Source organism: Pseudarthrobacter quantipunctorum, from assembly GCF_045291495.1.
GTDB classification, from domain to species: domain Bacteria; phylum Actinomycetota; class Actinomycetes; order Actinomycetales; family Micrococcaceae; genus Arthrobacter; species Arthrobacter quantipunctorum.
Genome location: NZ_CP148033.1, coordinates 1,343,027 through 1,364,161, shown reverse-complemented (window position 1 = coordinate 1,364,161; position 21,135 = coordinate 1,343,027). Strand labels below are relative to the sequence as shown.

17 protein-coding genes are annotated in these 21,135 nt (G+C 66.2%); 6 read left to right on the top strand and 11 right to left on the bottom strand.

Annotated elements, in window-relative coordinates:
- Positions 1-51 precede the first annotated feature (51 nt).
- The 7 genes from secA to mtrA form a co-directional block, all read right to left on the bottom strand.
- Entirely contained in the window at positions 52-2,790 is a 2,739-nt protein-coding gene (gene secA, locus WHH00_RS06260) for a preprotein translocase subunit SecA (RefSeq protein ID WP_406637403.1), read from the bottom strand.
- Positions 2,791-2,836: 46 nt separating this feature from the next.
- Positions 2,837-4,102: a winged helix-turn-helix domain-containing protein gene (locus WHH00_RS06255; protein ID WP_406637401.1), complete on the bottom strand. Its 1,266-nt coding sequence runs from the start codon at positions 4,100-4,102 to the stop codon at positions 2,837-2,839.
- A gap of 32 nt (positions 4,103-4,134) precedes the next feature.
- On the bottom strand, positions 4,135-4,860 hold the full coding sequence (hpf, locus tag WHH00_RS06250) for a ribosome hibernation-promoting factor, HPF/YfiA family (protein ID WP_231455689.1): 726 nt from the start codon (positions 4,858-4,860) through the stop codon (positions 4,135-4,137).
- Positions 4,861-5,004: 144 nt separating this feature from the next.
- Positions 5,005-5,928: a ComF family protein gene (locus WHH00_RS06245; protein WP_406637399.1), complete on the bottom strand. Its 924-nt coding sequence runs from the start codon at positions 5,926-5,928 to the stop codon at positions 5,005-5,007.
- Between the two features lie 105 nt (positions 5,929-6,033).
- A complete protein-coding gene (locus tag WHH00_RS06240; protein WP_406637397.1) occupies positions 6,034-7,752 on the bottom strand; it encodes an LpqB family beta-propeller domain-containing protein in 1,719 nt (572 codons plus the stop codon).
- Entirely contained in the window at positions 7,749-9,662 is a 1,914-nt protein-coding gene (gene mtrB / locus WHH00_RS06235; RefSeq protein ID WP_406637395.1) for an MtrAB system histidine kinase MtrB, read from the bottom strand. The genes WHH00_RS06240 and mtrB overlap by 4 nt, the downstream gene beginning before the upstream one ends.
- The gene (mtrA, locus tag WHH00_RS06230; protein ID WP_350001790.1) at positions 9,634-10,308 is read right to left on the bottom strand and encodes an MtrAB system response regulator MtrA; all 675 of its coding nucleotides are present in this window, start codon (positions 10,306-10,308) and stop codon (positions 9,634-9,636) included. Before mtrA ends, mtrB begins: the two co-directional genes overlap by 29 nt.
- A 520-nt stretch (positions 10,309-10,828) precedes the next feature.
- Here mtrA and WHH00_RS06225 point away from each other — a divergent pair.
- The 6 genes from WHH00_RS06225 to WHH00_RS06200 are packed head-to-tail and all read left to right on the top strand — an operon-like array spanning position 10,829 to position 16,793.
- Positions 10,829-11,896, top strand: coding sequence for a hypothetical protein (locus WHH00_RS06225; protein WP_406637392.1), 1,068 nt, complete (start codon positions 10,829-10,831; stop codon positions 11,894-11,896).
- A complete protein-coding gene (locus WHH00_RS06220) occupies positions 11,886-12,563 on the top strand; it encodes a DUF4129 domain-containing protein (RefSeq protein ID WP_406637391.1) in 678 nt (225 codons plus the stop codon). The genes WHH00_RS06225 and WHH00_RS06220 overlap by 11 nt, the downstream gene beginning before the upstream one ends.
- Complete coding sequence (locus tag WHH00_RS06215; protein WP_406637389.1) at positions 12,560-13,750, top strand: DUF4350 domain-containing protein; 1,191 nt, start codon at positions 12,560-12,562, stop codon at positions 13,748-13,750. The genes WHH00_RS06220 and WHH00_RS06215 overlap by 4 nt, the downstream gene beginning before the upstream one ends.
- On the top strand, positions 13,747-14,742 hold the full coding sequence (locus tag WHH00_RS06210; protein WP_406637387.1) for an AAA family ATPase: 996 nt from the start codon (positions 13,747-13,749) through the stop codon (positions 14,740-14,742). The genes WHH00_RS06215 and WHH00_RS06210 overlap by 4 nt, the downstream gene beginning before the upstream one ends.
- Complete coding sequence (locus WHH00_RS06205; protein WP_406637385.1) at positions 14,742-16,034, top strand: DUF58 domain-containing protein; 1,293 nt, start codon at positions 14,742-14,744, stop codon at positions 16,032-16,034. Before WHH00_RS06210 ends, WHH00_RS06205 begins: the two co-directional genes overlap by 1 nt.
- Positions 16,035-16,079: 45 nt before the next feature.
- The gene (locus WHH00_RS06200) at positions 16,080-16,793 is read left to right on the top strand and encodes a DUF4166 domain-containing protein (RefSeq protein ID WP_231455702.1); all 714 of its coding nucleotides are present in this window, start codon (positions 16,080-16,082) and stop codon (positions 16,791-16,793) included.
- A 24-nt stretch (positions 16,794-16,817) separates the two neighbouring features.
- Here the strand turns inward: WHH00_RS06200 and WHH00_RS06195 are convergent, their stop codons facing one another.
- The 4 genes from WHH00_RS06195 to WHH00_RS06180 all read right to left on the bottom strand — a co-directional run bounded on the left by WHH00_RS06195 (position 16,818) and on the right by WHH00_RS06180 (position 21,135).
- A complete protein-coding gene (locus WHH00_RS06195) occupies positions 16,818-17,885 on the bottom strand; it encodes a hypothetical protein (RefSeq protein WP_406638513.1) in 1,068 nt (355 codons plus the stop codon).
- 2 nt (positions 17,886-17,887) lie between these two features.
- On the bottom strand, positions 17,888-18,295 hold the full coding sequence (locus tag WHH00_RS06190; protein WP_231455704.1) for a chorismate mutase: 408 nt from the start codon (positions 18,293-18,295) through the stop codon (positions 17,888-17,890).
- A 105-nt stretch (positions 18,296-18,400) separates the two neighbouring features.
- Positions 18,401-20,125, bottom strand: coding sequence for an ABC transporter ATP-binding protein (locus tag WHH00_RS06185; RefSeq protein WP_406637382.1), 1,725 nt, complete (start codon positions 20,123-20,125; stop codon positions 18,401-18,403).
- Complete coding sequence (locus WHH00_RS06180; protein ID WP_406637380.1) at positions 20,122-21,135, bottom strand: ABC transporter permease; 1,014 nt, start codon at positions 21,133-21,135, stop codon at positions 20,122-20,124. The genes WHH00_RS06185 and WHH00_RS06180 overlap by 4 nt, the downstream gene beginning before the upstream one ends.

Sequence of the window (21,135 nt, the reverse complement as noted above, 5' to 3'; positions counted from 1 at the left end):
GGCCCTGCCAAAACAACATGAGCCCCAGCGTGGCCGCAGCTCAATCCTCCGTCAGCGGCGCTTCTTCTTCGCCGGACGTTTGGCCGCATCCTGTGCTGCCGCCTTGGCCGGGTTGCCTGACCTGCCCGAGGAGCGTGTCTCCACACGGGTCTGCGTTCCACCGCTTTCGCTGGGGGCGGTGTACTGCAGCTGGGCTGGTTTCTCCGGCGCTTCAAGCCCGGCAGCGTGGACCTGCGGCTGCACGTGCTCGGTGTGCTCGCCGGCGTCGTCCGCGACCACGACGTCCTGTGCGGGGGTGACCTCAACTTCGAGGTTGAACAGGAATCCGACGCTTTCTTCCCGGATGGCTTCCATCATGCCCTGGAAGAGAATGAAGCCTTCACGCTGGTATTCCACCAGCGGGTCACGCTGGGCCATGGCGCGCAGGCCGATTCCTTCCTTGAGGTAGTCCATCTCATAGAGGTGTTCCTGCCACTTTCGGCCAATGACCGAGAGCACCACGCGGCGCTCAAGTTCGCGCATGCTCTCGGAACCAAGGGCCTCCTCCCGCGCCTGGTACACCAGCCGCGCGTCGGACAGCAGTTCCTCCTTCAGGAATTCCACCGTCAGCCTGGACTTGCCGCCGGCTTCCTCGATGATCTCTTCCGGGGTGACGCTCACGGGATACAGGGTCTTGAGGTTGGTCCAGAGCTGGTTGAAGTCCCAGTCGTCGCCGTTGCCTTCTGCCGTTGCAGCGTCAATGAGGGCAGTGACGGTGTCTTCGACGAAGAACTGGACCTTCTCGTGCAGGTCGTCGCCTTCGAGGATCCGCCGCCGGTCACTGTAGATTGCCTCACGCTGGCGGTTGAGGACGTCGTCGTATTTCAGGACGTTCTTGCGCTGTTCGGCGTTGCGGCCCTCAACCTGGCCCTGCGCGGAGGCGATGGCGCGGGACACGAGCTTCGATTCCAGTGCGACGTCGTCCGGCACGGAGCTGTTCATGAGCCGTTCCGCAGCGCCCGAATTGAAGAGCCGCATGAGGTCATCGGTCAGCGACAGGTAGAAGCGGGACTCGCCAGGGTCACCCTGACGGCCGGAGCGTCCGCGGAGCTGATTGTCGATGCGGCGCGATTCGTGGCGCTCTGTTCCAAGGACGTAGAGTCCGCCGAGGTTCAGGACTTCCTCGTGCTCGTCCTTGACCGACTGCTTGGCAGCTTCGAGCGCTGCCGGCCAGGCGGACTCGTACTCCTCGGAGTTCTCCTCCGGATCCAGCCCGCGCTTTGCCAGCTCGGCCACGGCGGTGAATTCAGCGTTGCCGCCAAGCATGATGTCCGTACCGCGGCCGGCCATGTTGGTTGCCACTGTGACGGCGCCCTTGCGCCCGGCCTGGGCGACGATGGCAGCCTCGCGTGCATGGTTCTTCGCGTTGAGGACCTCGTGCCGGATGCCTTCCTTGGCAAGGAGCCGGGAAAGATATTCGCTTTTCTCCACGCTTGTGGTGCCCACCAGGACCGGCTGGCCCTTTTCATGCCGTTCGGCAATGTCCCGGACTACGGCGTCGAACTTTACCGTTTCGTTCTTGAAGACCAGGTCCGGCTGGTCGATGCGCTGCATGTCGCGGTTGGTGGGAATGGCCACCACGCCCAGCTTGTAGGTGCTCATGAATTCCGCTGCCTCGGTTTCGGCAGTACCGGTCATGCCTGAGAGCTTCTGGTACATGCGGAAGTAGTTCTGCAGCGTCACTGTGGCCAGGGTCTGGTTCTCGGCCTTGATCTCGACGCCTTCCTTGGCCTCGATCGCCTGGTGCATGCCCTCGTTGTAGCGGCGGCCGGCAAGGATGCGGCCGGTGTGCTCATCGACAATCAGGACTTCCCCGTCCAGGATGACGTAGTCCTTGTCCCGCTTGAAAAGTTCCTTGGCCTTGATGGCGTTGTTGAGGAATCCGATGAGGGGTGTGTTGGCGGACTCGTACAGGTTCTGGATACCGAGGTAGTCCTCCACCTTCTCGATGCCGCTCTCCAGCACGCCGACGGTGCGCTTTTTCTCGTCGACCTCGTAGTCCTTGTCAGGCTGGAGCCGGAGGACCACCTTGGCGAATTCGCTGTACCACCGGTTGGTGTCCCCCTGCGCCGGGCCGGAGATGATGAGCGGCGTGCGGGCCTCGTCAATGAGGATGGAGTCCACTTCGTCAACGATGGCGAAGTGGTGCCCGCGCTGGACCAGCTCGTTCTTGTCCCAGGCCATGTTGTCGCGGAGGTAGTCGAACCCGAACTCGTTGTTCGTGCCGTATGTAATGTCAGCCGCGTACTGCTGGCGCCGGACGGTGGGATCCTGGTTGGAAAGGATACAACCGCTGCTCAGGCCGAGGAAACGGTAGACACGTCCCATCAGGTCCGACTGGTATTCAGCGAGGTAGTCGTTCACGGTGATCACGTGGACGCCCTTGCCGGTGAGCGCGTTCAGGTAGGCGGGAGCGGTCGCCACCAGGGTCTTGCCTTCACCGGTCTTCATTTCTGCAATGTTGCCCAGGTGCAAGGCGGCGCCGCCCATCATCTGGACATCGAAGTGGCGCATCCCCAGGGTACGCGAGGAAGCTTCCCGGACGGCGGCAAACGCTTCCGGAAGCAGGTCATCCAGCTTCTCTCCGTCCTGGTGCCGCTCCCTCAGCCGGTCGGTTTCCTCCCGGAGTTCGGCGTCCGTGAAAGTCTTGAACGAATCTTCCAGGGCATTGATGGAGTCGGCATAGTTCCGCAGTTGCCGGAGGGTTTTTTTGTCACCGGTGCGGAGAAGTTTTTCTATAAGTGATGCCACGTGAAGATGCTCCCAGTCTTTGCCGCCGAATTCTGGCGTTTTTAGTCTACGGGAGAGACACCGCCGAGGTGCCCGCTTGTTCCCTCAGAGCGGAGTCCGCTCCAATGACTACAGCGTGGGCGAGGCTGGCTGCAAGGTCGCCAGCGGGGAAAACCTCCACATCAGGCAGGCCCAGCCAGCCAGCCATGAGCCAAAGCTCCGCAGCAAGTTCGGCGGCGGTGTCCGGCGGGGCGCCGGGTTCCGCGAAGGAAGACCTCACCAGCAGCTTCCCTTCTTTCCGGTCAGCCTTGAGGTCCACCCGCGCCACGATGTTTTCCCGGAGGAGGAACGGCAGGACGTAGTAGCCGAAGCGTCTTTTGTGCTCAGGTGTGTAGATTTCGATCCTGTAGTGAAAGCCGAACAGTTCCTCGAGCCGCCGGCGTTCGAAGACCAGTGAATCGAAGGGGCTCAGCAGCGCACGGCCTGTGGCCCGTCGCGGCATTTTCGCGTCGACGTGGCGGAAGACGGCACGGTCCCAGCCGGCCACGGTGACCGGCTCCAGCCTTCCCCGCTCCACAAGATGTCCGACGGCGGCCGCAGCCGCTTTGACAGGCGTGCGGAAGTAGTCCGCGAAGCAGCGTACGGTTCCGATGCCGTGGGCCTGCGCGGCGGCGTCGATCAGGCGGTGCATCGCCTCGGCGGCCGCATCGGCGCCTGTTCCCTGGATGGGAAGCTGCGGCAACACTTTGGAAGCCAGCGTGTACCTGCGCTCGAACTGCTCCGTCCGCGATGCAGCTGACACCAGGCCCTCCTCAAAAAGGTGCTCCAGGACCCTCTTCACGGCATTCCAGTTCCAGCCCCAGTTCGCCGTCTGCGTTTCCTCAACGTGCCCTATCCGGGTGGTCAGCTCGGCAGCGGTCAGGGGGCGGGAACGGGCGAGGGTGTCGAGGATACGCCCGGAGATGTCGGCACGTAGTCCGGGGTCCATGCGGGACGCACCCACCCAGGACCGCTTCTGCCACAAAAGGAGGTCCGCATAGTGTTCCGGCCGGATGTAGCTGGCTTCGTGTGCCCAGTACTCCACCATGCGCCGCGGATGAACGGCGGACATCCGCTGGAGGATCGTGCGGTCGTAATTGCCGAGCCGGGAAAAGAACGGAAGGAAGTGGCTCCGGGCTACAACATTGACGGAATCGATCTGGACGAGCTGGATCCGGGCAAAGGTGCGGCCCACCGTCCGTGATGTCACGGGGCCGGCGGGCCGTCCTTTATCGAGTCCCTGAGCTGCCAAAGCGATCCGCCGTGCCTGGTCCAGGCTCAGCGTTGCCGGCACATCAGTCCTCTCTGTTGATGGTTTTCACCAACCTAGGCGTTGGCCGGGGTGTCGTCCGAACGGTAGGCAAGGACTTTTTCCTCCACCACGGTGTCACCGGGTTCGCATTCGTGGTCCAGGGTGATCACCCCGTAGGTCCAGCCGCGGCGGCGGTAGACGACGGATGGCGTGTTAGTGGCCTTATCCACGAAAAGGTAGAAATCGTGGCCAACGAGTTCCATGTTGTCCACGGCATCGTCGAGGGAAAGGGAAGCGGCGGGGAAGACTTTCCGCCGGATCAGGACCGGGGAATTGCCGGCCGGGATGTCGTTTTCGACATCGTAGGGAGACTTGTCGTCGGGGGCAGCCGCAGCCTCGTTCCGGTGGCTTGCCTCGACGTAGAGGGGCTCGTTCGGGCTGGCCGGTTCGAGGGAGGCGGTGGCTTCGCGGACAGCTTTGGGTGTGTGCCGTCCATGGTGGACCTTCTTGCGGTCCTTGGCGCGCCGGAGGCGTTCAAGCAGCTTGTTATAGGCGAGATCGAATGCTGCGAACTTGTCAGCGGCGCTGGCCTCAGCGCGGATCACGGGCCCCCTGCCCAGGACTGTCACCTCAACGGTCAGCTGATCGCCGGTCTGCCGGGCATTGGTCTCCTTGGAGACTTTCGCATCGACCCGCTGGACCTTGTCCCCAAGCGATTCGATTTTCGAGATCTTTTCCCCGGCGTATTCGCGGAACCGGTCTGAAACTGTCAGATTTCGTCCGCTGATCATAAACTCCATGGTGCCCTCCAAATGACTTCGGTGACACGACGGCGGCGCTTCCCTGGGCCGATCTGCCTGACAGTCGAGCCCCTCTCCGAGCCGCCATCGAAAGGTACATTCTGTTCTTGGTACCCACCACCGACGTTAGTTCATAGGCACCCGTTATTCATCCTTTCCCGGTTTATTTTTTTCTAAGTCATGGCGGGTTCCGCGGGTCTGTGCGGTCGCTGCGGCGTAGCCATCGGCGTCCGGCGGGCGTGTCGCCGCGAGGACGACGGCGCCCGCCACCTGCGCGCCGGCCGCATGAAGGGCCCGGGCTGCTTCAGCCAGCGTGGCTCCGGTGGTCAGGACGTCGTCGACGATGACGCAGGGGTATCCGGCGACCTTGTTCCGGGCCCACCGGCGGACCCGCATGGAACCGCGCACCCGCTTTGCCCGGGCACCACGGCCAAGGCCTTTCTGCCCGCCGGGCAACTGCAGGCCCGGCCCGCGTCCTTTCGTGAGGACATCTGCAATACCCAGCCCGGGCAGCCGTCCTGGCGCGCCGCCGAGGAGCAAATGAACGGGGCTGAACCCCCGGTTCAGGTACGCTCCGGTGCTGGTGGGTACGGGGACCAGGAAGTATTCTCCTGCCCCTTCCGTAGCGGCACGGACCGCGCCGCCCAACGCGCGTCCAAGGCTTCCCTTGAGCTGGTGCTGGCCATGCCTTTTGAAGGAGAGCAGCGCCTGGGCAAGTTCTTCCCGGTATACGCCGGCGGCAACCACAGGAAGCAGCACCGTCCCCGCCACGTCCATAAGCGCCGGGGCAGCGCTCTCCGCTCGGAACGGGGCCGCGGTGAGCCGCCGGATGTGGCGGTCGCACCGGATGCAGAGCGCCCGGTCTTCCGCGCCGCAGCACACGCAGTCCACAGGAACTGCCAGGGAAAGCAGGTCAGCCGACGCGCCCGCGAGCTGGTCCAGCACGCGCAGGACCCTGCTGCCGTGGTCCGCACGGTGCCTGGCGCTGTATCCGGGCGGCGGGGTCAGGTCAGGGTCCAGCTGCAACAATGTCCGGGCGCTGTCACGCAGTCCTGTTCTGGTGGCCATTCCTTGACTGTCCACCCGGGCGGCGGCCCCGGGACAGCACCCACCTGCCTTATGTGGACAGAGCCCGGTCCCGCCGGGCCCCGCGCCGCTTCCCGGACATGGTGGTCAGCCGGGAAAGGATGGATCCGTAGGCCCCTTGATCTGCGGAGACCAGCCGTTGCCCAGGCGCTGGAAGATGCCCTCAGCGGACTGGGCATAAATGTCCTCAGGCCCATTCCCGGCGCTCATGGCGACGAGGCCCGGCCACGGCGCCAGCTGCTGCGGCTGCCCGGAGGCGAGTGACAGCAACACCGGCGTCACGTTTGATGCCGCCGACCCCTTCATGACCGCGATTGTTGTGTCGGAGACCCACGCGCCCTGGTCGGGCTCGCTGCCGGTTGCCAAAGTAACGGGTGGTGTCAGCTCACGGGGCGTCCCGTCGCCGCCGCGGATTATGCCGGTCACCTGCACGCGGGTCTTTCCGTTCTGCTCCGAAATCACCAGGGCACGGACCCCTTCCCTGGAGATCCTGAACTCCTTGACTGTCCGCCCGGCCAGCCAGGCCGGAGTCAGGGTAACGGCGGGCACGGTGGCGCCCTCGGCAATACCTTCCGGGCGGTAAGCCACCACTTCGGTGCCCCCCGTTGCTCCCGGCCCAGCCGACCAGACCCATTCATTAAGCCCGAAGGATGGCCGGGTCAGGGTGCTTCTCGTGGTGAGCGCCCTGGCCGGTTGGCCGGGACTGATGCTGTACAGGGTGGTGCGGCTGTCATTGAGGAAGGCCGCAGTCTGGGACACCGGAGATTCCGCGGGAAGCCTGGGATTGAGGGAGGAGACGGGCTGCATGTCGGGCAGCGGCGAAACCCTGTTGTTTTCGTACCGCACCAGCTCATTGCCGCTGATGGCTATCTGGCGGGAGGGCACGTTCTTGTCCTGCACCGGCGGAAGCACTGATCCGTCGTCTTCCACCCGCACGAGGTCCTGGTTTGCGCGCAGTTCGACGTTGACGACGTCGGGCTGGCTGCGGAAAGTCAACGTCAGCTGCATCTGCATCCGCAGCCTGTCCTCAGGCGACGTTTCCATCAGCTCTTTTGCCGTGAGATCCACCTGCGCCGCGCCGGAAACGACCGGGACCGACTCACGGGCCAGCTTGATGCCGGAAGGAAAGGCGCTTGCGACGGCGCCGCGCAAGTAGGGTGCCGGGCCCGCCAGCAGTGCACTGGTCATCGCTTTGACGGTCTTGTTCTTAATGAACCATCGGACGTCCGGGACGGCGAACGTAAAGGAGGGATCGTAGAAATAAATTGGGTAGGCACCGTAGATGACCTTAAAGGTTTCCTCCGCGATGGCAGTGCCGTCCGGAATGGCGGAGATCCTCCATTCGCCTTCCACCTGCGTGACGGTCACCGGGATGTTTTCAATCGTTCCCTCCGGCGACTGAAGGGCAATGCCGTCTGCGTCCACCGTGTAGGCGACGTCCAGCTCGTAGTTGTAGACGTTCTCGGTGGCGGTTGCCACCACCCGCGCCTCCCGGTACACGAGGGCGCGCTGGTCCGGCTTCCAGGACACGGAGGAGGCCTGTGTCAGGTACTGGCGGGCCACGGCGTAATCGTCTTCGTAGCCGCTTCCGGCCCGGTAGAAGTAATCGATGATGGTCTCCGGCGAAGCGCCCGGCTGCGGCGCCGCCGGCAGGAATACCGGCGCGCTGAGGTTGCCCGCGCTGCCCTCACTGCTTTTGCCCACCGGCCCGGACGTGGGAATCCTGGCGCAGCCCGCCATCAGGACGAGCAGGAGGACCAGCAGGGAAGCAGACAGTTTCGCCTGTCGGCCGGCACAGCCTGTCATGTTCTCTCCTCCTGGGCAGGTCCCGTTCCGGCCGGGGCGCCTGATCCCAGGACCAGCATGTTGCTGTTCCCCGGTTCTCCCGGCATAACGATGTCCTCCGGCTCGAGCTGGACCGGCGATTTGTCGATTTCTTCCCCCTGGCGCAGGGGCAGCGTCAGCCGGAAGTTGGCACCGCTGCCTTTCTTCCCCCATGCCTGGAGCCAGCCGTTGTGCAGCTTGGTGTCCTCCATGGCGATGGACAGGCCCAGGCCGCTTCCGCCGGTAGTGCGGGCACGTGCGGGGTCGGCCCGCCAGAAACGGTCGAAGACGCGCGCCGCTTCTGCGGGCGCCATTCCGATCCCATGGTCCCGGACGGCAATTCCGACGGCGGTCTGGCTGGCTCCGACGGTGACAGTGACCGGCTTCCCTTCGCCGTGCTCCACCGCATTAAGGATCAGGTTCCGCATGATCCTGTCGATACGCCGGGCGTCCATCTCCACGATGACGGCACCCTGCGGCGCCCTGAGGACGATCTCCGAACCGTATTCCGCAGCTACCGGGGCCGCGCCCTCGATGGCATGTGTGATCACCTGCAGGATGTCCTCCGCTTCGGCGTCGAGCACTGCCACGCCGGCATCGAAGCGGGAGATTTCGAGCAGGTCCGACAAGAGTGACTGGAAGCGTTCAACCTGGTTGTAAAGCAGCTCGGCGGAGCGCTTATTAATGGGATCGAAGTCGTGGCGTGCGTCGTACAGGACTTCCGCCGCCATCCTCACCGTGGTCAACGGTGTGCGCAGTTCGTGGGAAACGTCGGAAACGAATCTCTGCTGCATCTGCGACAGGGTTGCCAGCTGGGTGATCTGCTCCTGGAGGCTGGCTGCCATGTGGTTGAAGGATGCACCCAGGCGCGCAACTTCGTCTTCGCCCCGGACCACCATCCGTTCCTGCAGCTGGCCGGCGGCGAGTTTCTCCGACACCATGGCGGCATGGCTGACCGGGCTAACCACGTTGCGGGTGACGTACCAGGCGACGGCGCCGACCAGCAGGACAAGCACCGCACCGCCGGCCCACAGGACGCTCTGGATCTCATCCAGGGTCTGCTGTGCGGAGTTCAGGTCATAGATGAGGTAGAGCTCATAGACGGTGCCGTTAAAGGTCACCTTGTTCCCCACTGCAATGCCGGGGCGGTCTTCGGTGCCCACCGGAATGACGGTGGAGGCCCAGTACTGGTCCTTACCCGACTCCTGCACGGCCTTCCGCAGTTCAGGCGGGATGACGCTCACAGTCAGCTGGTCAGAGGCCCGGGATTCGACCCAGCGGTTCCTGGGCTTTGTCTGCTCCGGCATGGCCTCAAAAACGTACCTGCGCTGGATGACCGAGCCGCGCCCTTCCACCGCGTTCAGGGTGTCGTACACCAGGGTGATGACACTGGCCTGGTCGGTGACCTGCGCGCCGTCGAACGTGTCCTGAACCTGCTTGACGTGGTAGCTGGTCTCCGACTCAGCCTGCGCCAGACGCTCCTGGAAGAGGTTGTTGGCGATCTGGTTGGACAGGTAGGCCCCCACAACCGCGAAGGAGGTGACGACAAGGAGGAGCGTGGTGAGGACTGTCCGGAACTGCAGTGACCGGCGCCACCGCCGGTGAAGGGACCGGCCGATGAACCGCAGCGCCGGCAGGAATCGCCGGAATCCGGTCCTGACCAGCCGTGCGACCCGCAGGCTGACGATCAGGGCACGCCGCTGCCACAGGTGGGAGCGGAACGTCAGGCGCCGGAGGCGGGCAGTGACGGCGTCGGTGTGTTCGGGCCCGGGAGGCAGACCCGCCCAGCCGTCATGCCCGGAAGCGGAACTCCCAGCGGGAGCGGGCGCGCCCGTATCCGGTGCACCGTCCTGCGCCGCGGGTTCAGGCCCCTGCTTTGTAGCCGACACCACGCACCGTCAATACGACTTCCGGAGCTTCCGGATCCTGTTCGATCTTGGACCGGAGGCGCTGGACATGGACGTTCACGAGGCGTGTGTCGGCAGCATGGCGGTAGCCCCAGACCTGCTCGAGCAGCAGTTCGCGGGTGAACACCTGCCATGGTTTCCGGGCCAGGGCCACCAGGAGGTCGAATTCCAGGGGCGTCAGCGAAATCCGGTCGTTGCCCCGGCTCACGGTGTGCCCGGCAACGTCGATGGTGATGTCGGCAATGCGCAGGGTTTCCGGAGCCTTCTGGTCGCCGGGGCGGAGCCGGGCGCGGACGCGTGCCACCAGTTCCGCAGGCTTGAAAGGCTTGGGCACGTAGTCGTCTGCACCGGATTCAAGTCCCCGGACGACGTCGGACGTGTCCGATTTGGCGGTGAGCATAACGATGGGCACATCCGACTCTCCCCGGATCTGCCGGCAGACCTCGATGCCGTCCACGCCCGGAAGCATGAGGTCCAGCAAAACAAGGTCCGGCCGCGATGACCGGAAAACGTCGAGCGCCTGGGCGCCGTCCGCGCAAAAGACCGGCTCGAAGCCGTCGTTGCGAAGGACAATTCCAATCATTTCGGCCAGCGCTTCATCATCATCTACCACCAGAATGCGTGCCTTCATAGTTATATATTCCCTTATCAGGATGGCTTTGTCCTGTTCAGCGCCTTCCGGCATGGCGGGCGCTAGGATGCCCGACGCCGGAACTATAGGCTGGTGCCACGCCGGACGTTTCGAGCGCCACGCGGGAGTTGCGGAGCCGCGCCAGGCCGACGGCGGACTGGATGGGGGAAGGAACATGGTGTCACCAAAGGATTCGGACGCGGAGGAGCCCGGGGACCCTGGCCTGCCTGCATGGCGGCAGACTCCGGAGCAGCACCCGCCTTCGGGAGGGCAGCAACCCGAGCAGCAACCCTGGGGTCCACCGCCGGATAGGCAGCAATCCTGGGGCGCGCCAGCGGATCAGCACCCTTGGGGGCCGCCGCCAAATCAGCAGCACCCCTGGGGTCCGCCGCCAAATCAGCAGCAGCCGTGGGGCCAGCCCGGTCCGGCATACCCGGGCCCGCCGCGGGCGCAACCTCCCAACGCCGGCTATCCCGCCGGCTATCCCCATGGGGGCTCCCCCTACGGCCAGCCACGATATGTGGCTCCGCCCAAGCCGGGCATCGTCCCCCTGCGCCCCCTGATGTTCGGCGAGATCATGGACGGTTCCTTCCAAACGATCAGGCGGAATGCAAAGGCCATGCTGGGTGCTTCCCTCCTGGCCCAGTCCCTTGCCGCCATCCTGACGGCTGTCCTTACGGCTGCCACAGCCACATCGATGGGTTCCATCGAGGCCTGGGCGGAAAGCGCCAGCCCCTCCGACCTCACATCGCTCGGCCTGGGCTTCGTTGCTGCCATCATGCTGGTTGCTGTCCTGACCATCTTCCTGGCCTCAGTCCTGCAGGGCGCCATGGTGGTGCCGGTGGCGCGGTCCATCCTGAACCGTCCCACCGGTTTCCGCCAGATGTGGGCCCTGGCCAGGCCGCGGGTGGGAGCACTGATGCGGCTGGCGGCACTGCTGATGGTTGGCGGCCTGCTCGCCGTTCTCGTCCCGGCAGCGGCAACCGTCGCACTGATAGCCAGCATGGAGGGGATAGGCATCCTGCTGCTCATCCCCATGTTCCTCGGCTTTGTTGCCCTGTTCGTTTGGATCTACATCAAACTCATGGTGGCCCCGGCCGCCGTCGTCATTGAAGAACTGGGCGCGCTGGCCGCCCTGCGCAGGTCCTGGGAACTGACCCGGGCCAACTGGTGGCGGATCCTTGGAATCACCCTGGTGGTGGGCATCATGGTGGGCGTCATCAGCCAGGTGGTCATGATCCCGGTAAGCCTTGTGCCTCCGCTGATGGCAGGCTTCCTGTCACCCCACGGGGGTGCCGGGCAGGACGTAGCCATCGCCGTCGCCGTCGGCATCATCACCGCGGTCCTCGGCGCACTTGCAGGAGCGTTGGGTTATGCCTTCCAGACGTCCGTCATGGCGCTGATCTACATGGACCTCCGGATGCGGAAGGACGGACTCGATATCTCGCTGCTCCGCATGATGGAGTCCGGCGCGGATCCGGACGGCATCCCCGGCCGCGGCCAGGGAGCCGCCCGGCCCGGAGGGTACGCCGGTGGCTGGAACCCCGGCACCGGTCCTGCGGCGGGGGCATGGCCGGATGGCCGCTGAACCGCCGGTGCTGCCCGGCGCGGAGGAAGCCCGCCGCTGGGCAGCAGAGGAGCTTTCACAACCTGAATACCGCGACGCCGCCCCGCCCTGGGTGGAGACGCTTTGGGAGGACTTCCTGGAGTGGCTTTCGTCCCTGGACGGGTCCCCGGATCCGGCCAGCACGGTGCCAAGCCCCGTCATTGGACTCGTGATCGCCGTGATCATCGCTGCCGCAGTGATCATCGCCAAGCCCCGGCTGAACCCCAAGGCGCGAAAGGCCAGGGAGGTGTTTGAGCCCGAGGGCGTGCTGGCGGCCGGCGACTACCGGCGGCGCGCTGAAACTTCCGCGGAGGCTGGAAGGTGGGCAGACGCCGCCGTGGACCGTTTCCGGGCCCTGGTCCGCTCTGCCGAAGACCGCACCATCCTGGACCCCCAGCCGGGGCGGACGGCCGATGAGGTAGCGCGGGACCTGGCGCTTCCCTTCAGCACCGAAGCACAGCGCCTGGGCCGGGCGGCGGGGACCTTCGATGCAATCCGCTATGGAAACAGGGCGGCGGACGAGGGAGACTACCGGGCGATGGCCGGCCTGGACGACGCGCTCGAAGCCCTCAAGCCCGTCCGCAGCACGGACCATCAGGACGGAAGCCACGAGGACCTCGGAGTATCGCATCCGGCGGCCCTGCCATGACGGGGACCACGCCGGCTTCCACACTTCATGAAACCCCCGCGGAGCGGGCTCCCCTCCGCAGGACAGGGTGGCTCCGGCGGCACCGTGCAATTGCGGCTTTCAGCGCCGTGGTGGCTGCCGCGCTGGGACTGGTGCTCTGGGCGCAGCTCAGTCCGAAAGGCGACGCCGTTCCATTGTCGGTCCATAACGCCGGCCCCGAGGGCGCCCGCGCCCTCACGCAGATCTTGGGAAGGCACGGCGTTGCGGTCCAGGATGCAGGAAGCTACGAAGCAGCCATGGCAGCGCTGGAGGCGGGTTCCTCCCCCACCCTGCTGCTCTACGACAGGAACGGCTTCCTGGACGGGCCCCGGCTCCTCAACCTGGCGGCGTCCGCGCAGAGGATGGTGGTGGTGTCCCCCAGGCTGCAGACCCTCGACGCCCTCGATGCCGGCATCCGCCAGGCGGGGGTTGTGCCGGACGCCTCTCCGGTGCTGGAGCCCGGGTGCAGTCTGCCTGACCCACAGGCCGCAGGTGCGGTTTCCGGGGAGTCGGGCTTCCTGTACGACGGCGGGACGTCCTGCTACCGGCCGGACGGTTCCGGCGCCGGACTCGTTGCCGCCAGCAGCGACGGACGGCTCATCGTCGTCGGCAGCACCGCCGTCTTCAGTAACGGAGAGCTGGACAGGCTTGGGCATGCCGCGCTGGCCATCCGGACCCTCGGCCCGTCCCCGGACCTTGTCTGGTACATCCCAACCTTTGAAGACCTGGAAACCCGGGGCAGCCCCGAAAGCCTCGACGAACTGGCCCCCGACTGGGTGCGATTCCTTGGCCCCTGGCTCGTCCTGGTTGCCCTCGCGGCAATAGCCTGGCGTGGCAGGCGCCTTGGCCCGCTGGTGTTTGAGCCCTTGCCGGTTGTGGTCAAGGCAGCGGAGACGGCAGAGGGCCGGGCGAGGCTCTATCAAGACTCCCGCGCCGTGGACCAGGCCCGGGACAACCTCCGGGCCGGTACGCTGGTGCGGCTTTCCGGGCATCTGCGCACCGGGCCAGGCGCCACTGCCGGCCAGGTCATCGAAGCAGCCGCGCAACACCTCGGCAGGCCGGCCCGGGATATCCAGGAACTCGTTAACGAACGTCCCGGCACCGAAGCGAGGCTTGTGGCCTGGTCACGGGAGCTGGACACCCTAGAGAAAGAAGTTAAGAGCCGATGAGCGAGCAAGGCAGCAGCCCCCGGGTGCTGGACCACATGGACCACGATTCCGCCCGGCAGGCCCTTTTGGACGTGCGGCATGAGGTAGCCAAGGCCGTGGTGGGGCAGGACGCCACCGTCACGGGGCTGCTGATTGCGCTCCTCTCCCAGGGGCACGTGCTGCTGGAGGGCGTCCCGGGTGTCGCAAAAACCCTGCTGGTTCGTGCGTTGTCTGCAGCCCTGAGCCTGGACACGAAGCGCGTGCAGTTCACGCCGGACCTCATGCCCGGTGACGTCACGGGATCCCTGGTCTACGACTCGCGCACCTCAGAGTTCACGTTCCGTGAAGGGCCGGTGTTCACCAACATCCTCCTGGCGGACGAGATCAACCGCACGCCGCCCAAGACGCAGGCGTCCCTGCTCGAGGCCATGGAGGAACGGCAGGTTTCCGTGGACGGGGTCTCCCGTCCACTGCCCGCACCTTTCCTGGTGGCTGCCACCCAGAACCCGGTGGAGTACGAAGGCACCTATCCCCTGCCCGAAGCACAGCTGGACCGGTTCCTCCTCAAGCTGACCATGCCGCTGCCCGGACGGCAGGATGAAATGGAGGTCATCCGCCGCCATGCTGCCGGCTTTGACCCGCGGGACCTCACAGCTGCCGGAGTCCGCGCAGTAGCGGGCGCGGCAGACCTGGCCAAAGCCCGGCAGGCGGTGGCTTCGGTGGCGGTGGACCCCGAAATCATCGCCTACATCGTGGACCTGGTGCGGGCCACCCGCTCTGCCCCCTCCTTCCTGCTGGGAGTCTCGCCACGAGGGGCCACAGCCCTGCTGAACACGTCCAGGTCCTGGGCCTGGCTGTCAGGCCGGAGCTTTGTGACCCCGGACGACGTCAAGGCTCTCGCCCTCCCCTGCCTGCGCCACCGCGTGGCGCTCCAGCCGGAAGCCCAGATGGACGGGGTCCGGGTGGATGACGTGCTGGGCAGCATCCTGGCTTCCGTTCCCGTGCCCCGCTGATGGCCATCTCCGGCCGTTTCGTGCTGCTGGTGCTGCTGGGCATGGTGCCGGTTCTCCTGCTGCCCGGCTGGGGAACGGTGCTGCTGGTGGCCGGGCTGCTGGCGGCCCTTGCCGCCGTCGACCTTCTGGCAGCGGCACCACTGCGGACGGTCAGCCTCCAACGCACAGAGCCCGGAAACGTCACCCTGCATGCGTCTGCGGATGCTCTACTCACGGTCCGGAACGACGGCGGCCGCCGGCTCCGCGGAGTCCTGCGCGATGCCTGGCAACCCTCGGCCGGAGCGGAGAATGCGGTACAGGACATTGAGGTTCCGGCCGGCGAGCGCAGGCGCGTCACCGTCCGGCTGCGTCCCGTTCGGCGCGGAGACCTGCGGACACCGCACGTCACCCTCCGCTCGTTTGGCCCCCTCCTGCTGGCGGCGCGCCAGCGGACCGTGCAGTGCCCCGGCTCGCTGCGGGTGCTGCCTCCTTTCCATTCACGGCGGCACCTGCCGTCAAAGCTGCGTCAACTGCGCGAGCTCGACGGCAAAGCCGCGGTACAGATCCGGGGCGCGGGCACCGAGTTCGATTCCCTGCGGGACTACGTCCGCGGCGACGATGTCCGGTCGATTGACTGGCGGGCCACGGCACGCCGGTCCGCGGTGGTGGTGCGCACCTGGCGGCCGGAACGCGACCGCCGTGTGGTCATGGTCCTTGATACCTCGAGGACGTCCGCAGCAAGGATCGACGACGAAACCCGCCTGGATACGGGCATGGAAGCGGCGCTCCTGCTGGGCGTCCTCGCGGAGCGTGGCGGGGACCGGGTGGATTTCCTCGCCTTTGACCGCCGGACACGCGCCCGGGCAGGGTCCGCCGGGCAGGGGAACCTCCTAGGACAAATGGTCCAGGCCATGGCACCGCTTGAGGCCGACCTCATCGAGATGGACTGGCCGGCCGTCCCGGCGCAGGTCCGCGCCGTGTCCGCGCACCGGTCACTCGTTGTGCTGCTCACGTCGCTGGATGGCGGCGCACCCGAGGAAGGCCTGCTTCCCGTTGCGGCCCAGCTGGCCCGGCAGCATGTGGTGGTGGTTGCGGCGGTCCGGGACCCGCAGCTGGGAACCATGCTCGGGGAACGCGCCGACGCCACCGGTGTCTTCCGGGCCGCCGCGGCAGAGCGGGCGCTCCTGCAGCGCGCGGCGATCAGCGCAGAGCTCCGGCAGCATGGCGTGTCAGTGGTGGATGCCGAACCCCACCAGCTGCCGCCACGGCTGGCGGACATGTACATCAGGCTCAAGGCTGCCGGTACATTGTGAGGTCACAGCACCTTGTTCCAGCCACATTCCCAGCAGGAGGTTCCCATGAACATTCCCATCTACCAGCAGGCCCTCGGCGCGGACTTTTCGCGCCTGCAGCCCGAGCTGCAGGACTACTTTTCCCTGGTGCCCGGCTCGGGCCGTTACGGCGTGGGTGAAGGAACGTTCGACGTCGTGGGCTGCCGGCAGGAGTGGCTGCGGCCTTTGCTGCGGCTCACCAGCGGGGAGGAAGCGTTCTTTCCCGAGTACGGCGAAAACATTCCGTTCCGCATCGAAAACCACGCCCACCAGGACCCCTTTGGCCGCTCCAGCCTTACGGCCCGCCGTGAGATCCGGTTCCCGGGGCGCACCCGCATCTTCCAGGACACCACAAGCGCCACCCGCCGGGACGGAGCGCCCCAGCTGGTGGATTACGTGGGCCGGTACCGGCGGCTGGTCACCGACCTGAACCTGAGCGTCACGGCAGAGGGCCGGCTGCGGGGCGTATCGGAAGCATCACGGCTCCTTCTGGGTCCCCTCCGTATTCCGCTTCCTGCCGCCCTGGACGCCAAGGCCTACGCCGAACAGTGGTGGGACCCGGCAGAAGGGCCCGCCGGGAAACACCGGATCCAGGTGAAGGTCATCCAGCCGCAGATCGGGCTGGTCCTGGTCTACGCCGGCAGCTTCGACTACCGGCTGCGGCCCTACACCGGCGGCAGTTCAGCGCACAGCTTCCTGCCGCGCTACGCGCAGCCGGACCGCTGGGAGAACCGGGTCTGATGCCGTTGGCGGCAACCCCGCCAGTTAGCCCTGGGCGAGCTGGTTAAGCGCGTCTGCAAGCTGGGTGAGTCTGCCCAGCGCGGCCGTGGCCTGCGATGGCGAGCAGCCGGCAAGCCCGGCCGAGGGTGTGACCCGGATGGAAGCCAGGGTGTCTGCCGGTAGCCCCAGCTGCCGCCAGGGCCGCCACACTGCCTCCACTGATTCAGCGACCTTTGGCAGTGGCCCGCCGGCCGCCTCCAGCGCGCCGAGCCAGAGGCTTGTGCCTGATTCCACCGCTCCGGCCAGCTGCTCCCACTGCCGCGAGGTCAAGGCCTTCAGTGGAACAGCGATGCCGTCCGCCCCGGCAGCCAGGATCTGCTCGAACGGCGCCTCCACCTCGGGGACAGAAATTACTGCTTCGACGGCACCCGCGGCCCGCAGGGCGTCAAGGACCACCCGCCATGATTCGCGTGCTTCGGAAGCCGGCACCGCCCGGAGCGTACGGTAGCCGCTGGAGGTGGGAATGGTGCCGGCCAGCACCGCGGCGATGTCCGGCTCATCCACCTGGACTACCAGGCGCGCGCCCGGCACGGCGGCCGTCACCCGGGAGAGGTATGCCCCTACCCCGGCGGCAAGCGAGGCTGCAAGATCCCGTCGGGCACCGTAGTCGAGGAGGGCCCGCTCGCCGTTGTGCAGATGGAGCCCCGCCGCCAGGCTCAGCGGGCCTACCAGTTGGACCTTGATCTCCATGGCCGGGTTCTCCTCGGCACCGGCTACTTCTGCAAGGACGTTGATGTCCGTGGCCAGGGCTGACGCGGCGCGGCGGAAGTCCTTGCCGGGACGGTCAACCAGCCGCCACCCATAGGGCTGGACGTCTACGGCCAGCTCCGCAAGGAGGGAGGCCGTACGCCCCAGGGCATCGGAACCAACTCCGCGGTCCGGCAGTTCGGCGAGGAACGGCAGGTGCGGGCTGCCGAGTTCACCCCGGATGATCCTTGCCGCCTCGACGGGGTCTTCGCCCGGCCACGGTCCCAGCGCGGTGGCCGTTACTTCACGGGGCGGCGCCGGCGCGGGCGACGGAGTGCCGGTGCGGGATTCGTGCCTTTCGACCATACTCACGCGAGGGCTGATGCCTGCGGGTGCTGGCCCGAGGCAGCCTCATGGTCTTCGGCGATGGCCTCGTGGTGCCTGATGACCTCGCCAATGATGAAGTTGAGGAACTTCTCGGCAAAGGCCGGGTCCAGGTGGGCGTCCTCGGCAAGGCGGCGAAGTCTCGCGATCTGCGCGGCCTCACGGCCGGGATCCCCGGCGGGCAGCCGGTGGGCGGCCTTGAGGAAGCCCACCTTCTGGGTGGCCTTGAAGCGCTCCGCCAGCAGGTAAACCAGGGTGGCATCAATGTTGTCGATGCTCGAACGGATGGAGAGCAGTTCAGCCATCACCGACTGGTCCACCTGGTCCGCCAGCGAACTGGCTGAGGGGTCGTAGTCATCGGAGTCAGGGGTGTGAAGGTTGTGCTGCGTCATGGTTCAAGTCTATGGGCAGGCACCGGAATCATCCGGGTGTTAAGCGCCGGTGCCGGTATCCGGCACCGGCGCTTCAGGCCTCGGCGTGGGCCTGCGGTTTAGCGTTCAGATGCCAAGCAGCGCGCGGTGCGCTTCCCTCCGCTTCGCCTGTTCATCCGGATCGGGCACCGGCAGGGACGCGATGAGCCGCCGCGTGTAATCGTGCTGCGGGTTTCCCATCACCTGGCTGCCGATCCCCTGCTCCACCAGCCGGCCTTTGTACAGGACGCCCACCCACGAGGACAGCGTGTCCACCACCGCGAGGTCGTGGCTGATGAACAGGCAGGCGAAACCAAACTCCTGCTGGATGTCCCTGAACAGTTCCAGGACCTTGGCCTGCACCGAAACGTCCAAAGCCGACGTTGGCTCATCGGCTATCAGCAGCCGCGGATTCAGGCTGAGTGCCCGTGCCAGCGACGCCCGCTGCCGCTGGCCGCCGGACAGTTCGTGCGGGTACCGTCCTGCGTACGACGCCGGCAGCTGGACTGATTCTAGGAGCTCGCCCACGCGTTTGCGCGCCTGCGCCGGGCTTGGCTTTGTGTGGATGACCATGGGTTCTGCGATGCAGTCCCCGATGGTCAGTTGGGGGTTGAAGGAGGCCGCAGGGTCCTGGAACACAAAACCGATGTCCTTGCGGAGCGGCTTGAAGGTGCGTTCCTTGAGGTTCAGCATCTCGTACCCGAGCACCTTCAGGCTGCCGCCGGTTGTCCTGTTCAGGCCGGCGATGGCGCGCCCAATGGTGGTCTTCCCGGAACCCGACTCCCCCACCAGGCCGAACACTTCGCCCCTGGACAGCGTGAAGCTGACCCTGTCCACTGCTTTGAACGCCGGCGTGCCCAGCCTGCCCGGGTACTCGATGGACAGGTTGTTGGCCTCCACCAGGACCTCCTCCTCCTGGTGGGCCCGGCTGCTGAGCCCCTCGGAGGCGGAGTTCCGCCCGAGGTGGGGAACCGCAGCCAGGAGGGCCCGGGTGTAGTCCTGCCGCGGTTCTGCGAACAGGGTCCTCGCCGGGGCTTCCTCCACCACGTCCCCCTGGTACATCACCACCACGCGGTCAGCCAGGTCAGCCACCACCCCCATGTTGTGCGTGATGAGCACAATGGACGTACCGTACTTGTCCCGCAGGTCCCGGAGCAGTTCCAGGATTTCCGCCTGGACCGTAACGTCCAGGGCGGTGGTGGGCTCGTCGGCGACAATCAGCCCGGGGTTCAGGGCCAGCGCCGCGGCGATAACCACCCGCTGCTTTTGGCCGCCGGAGAACTGGTGCGGGTAATAGTTGACCCGGTGTTCCGGATCGGGGATGCCCACCTTGCGCAGTGCCTCGATGGCCCGGGATTTGGCTTCCCTGGCCGAGACCCGCTTCCCGTCGCTTCCTGTGTGGGCCCGGATGCCTTCGGCAATCTGCCAGCCCACGGTGAACACCGGGTTCAGCGCGGTGGACGGTTCCTGGAACACCATGGCAACGTCCCGGCCGCGGATCTGGCGCAGCCGTGCCGCGCTGACGCTGATGACGTCGGCCCCGTTGATCACCACCGCCCCTGAACTGCTGGCCGTTTCCGGGAGGAGGCCCAGGATGGTCTTGGCGGTGACAGTCTTGCCGGACCCGGACTCCCCCACGATCGCCAGCACCTCCCCCTTCCTGACCTCCAGGCTGACGTCCTTGACTGCCAGGACAGGACCGCCGTCAGTGGCGAACGTGACCCGGAGGTGGTCGATGTCCAGAACGGGACGGCCGTCGCCGGGCTCCCCGTTGGAGTTCCACCCGGACAGCGGATCGATGTTGACGGTCATAGTCCACCCATTTCTGTTGCATTGGCGGCGGTGGCCACCGGGGCCGGCGAACTGCCGCCCGTGCTCTTGCGGCCGCGGAGGCGCGGATCGTTCAGGTCGTTGATGCTCTCGCCCACCAGGGTCAGTCCCACCACGGTCAGCACGATGGCCAGGCCGGGGAACAGGCCCGTCCACCAGATCCCGGACGTGGTGTCGGCGAGCGCCTTGTTGAGGTCGAAACCCCACTCCGCTGCCGAACTGGGTTCGATGCCGAAGCCCAGGAACCCGAGGCCGGCCAGGGTGAGGATGGCTTCGGAGGCGTTCAGGGTGAAGATCAGCGGCAGGGTGCGGGTGGCGTTGCGGTAGATATGGCGGGTCATGATGCGGATGTTGGACGCGCCCACCACTTTTGCGGACTCGACGAACGGCTCAGCCTTCAACCGGACGGTCTCTGCCCTGATGACCCGGAAATACTGCGGGATGAAGACCAGCGTGATGGCAGTGCCGGCAGCGAAGATGCCGCCGATGAGGCTGGATTGTCCGCCGCTGATGACGATGGCCATGACAATGGCCACCAGCAGCGAGGGAAAGGCGTACACGGCATCGGCGATGACCACCAGGATCCGGTCAAGCCACCCGCCGAGGTAGCCGCTGACCAGGCCAAGGACGACGCCGATGACGATTGACATGGCCACGGCGACGACGATCACCAGGATCGCCGTCTGCGCTCCCCAAATGACCCGCGACAGGACGTCGTAGCCGCCCACTGTCGTCCCCAGGAGGTGTTTGCCTCCAGGGGCCTGCTGCGTGGGGAAGTTGCCATCGGCGTCGGAAAGCTGGGAGAAACCGTAGGGTGCCAGCAGCGGTGCGAAAAGCGCCGTCAGGACGAACAGGCCGGTGAGGATCAGTCCGGCCACCAGCATGCCGCGCTGGAGGCCAACGCTTTTGTTGAAGTGCGAGACCACCGGAAGGCGGCGGTACCAGGGGGCCCGCGGGCTTTCCATCGGGACGGGAACGGCCGGGATGCTCAT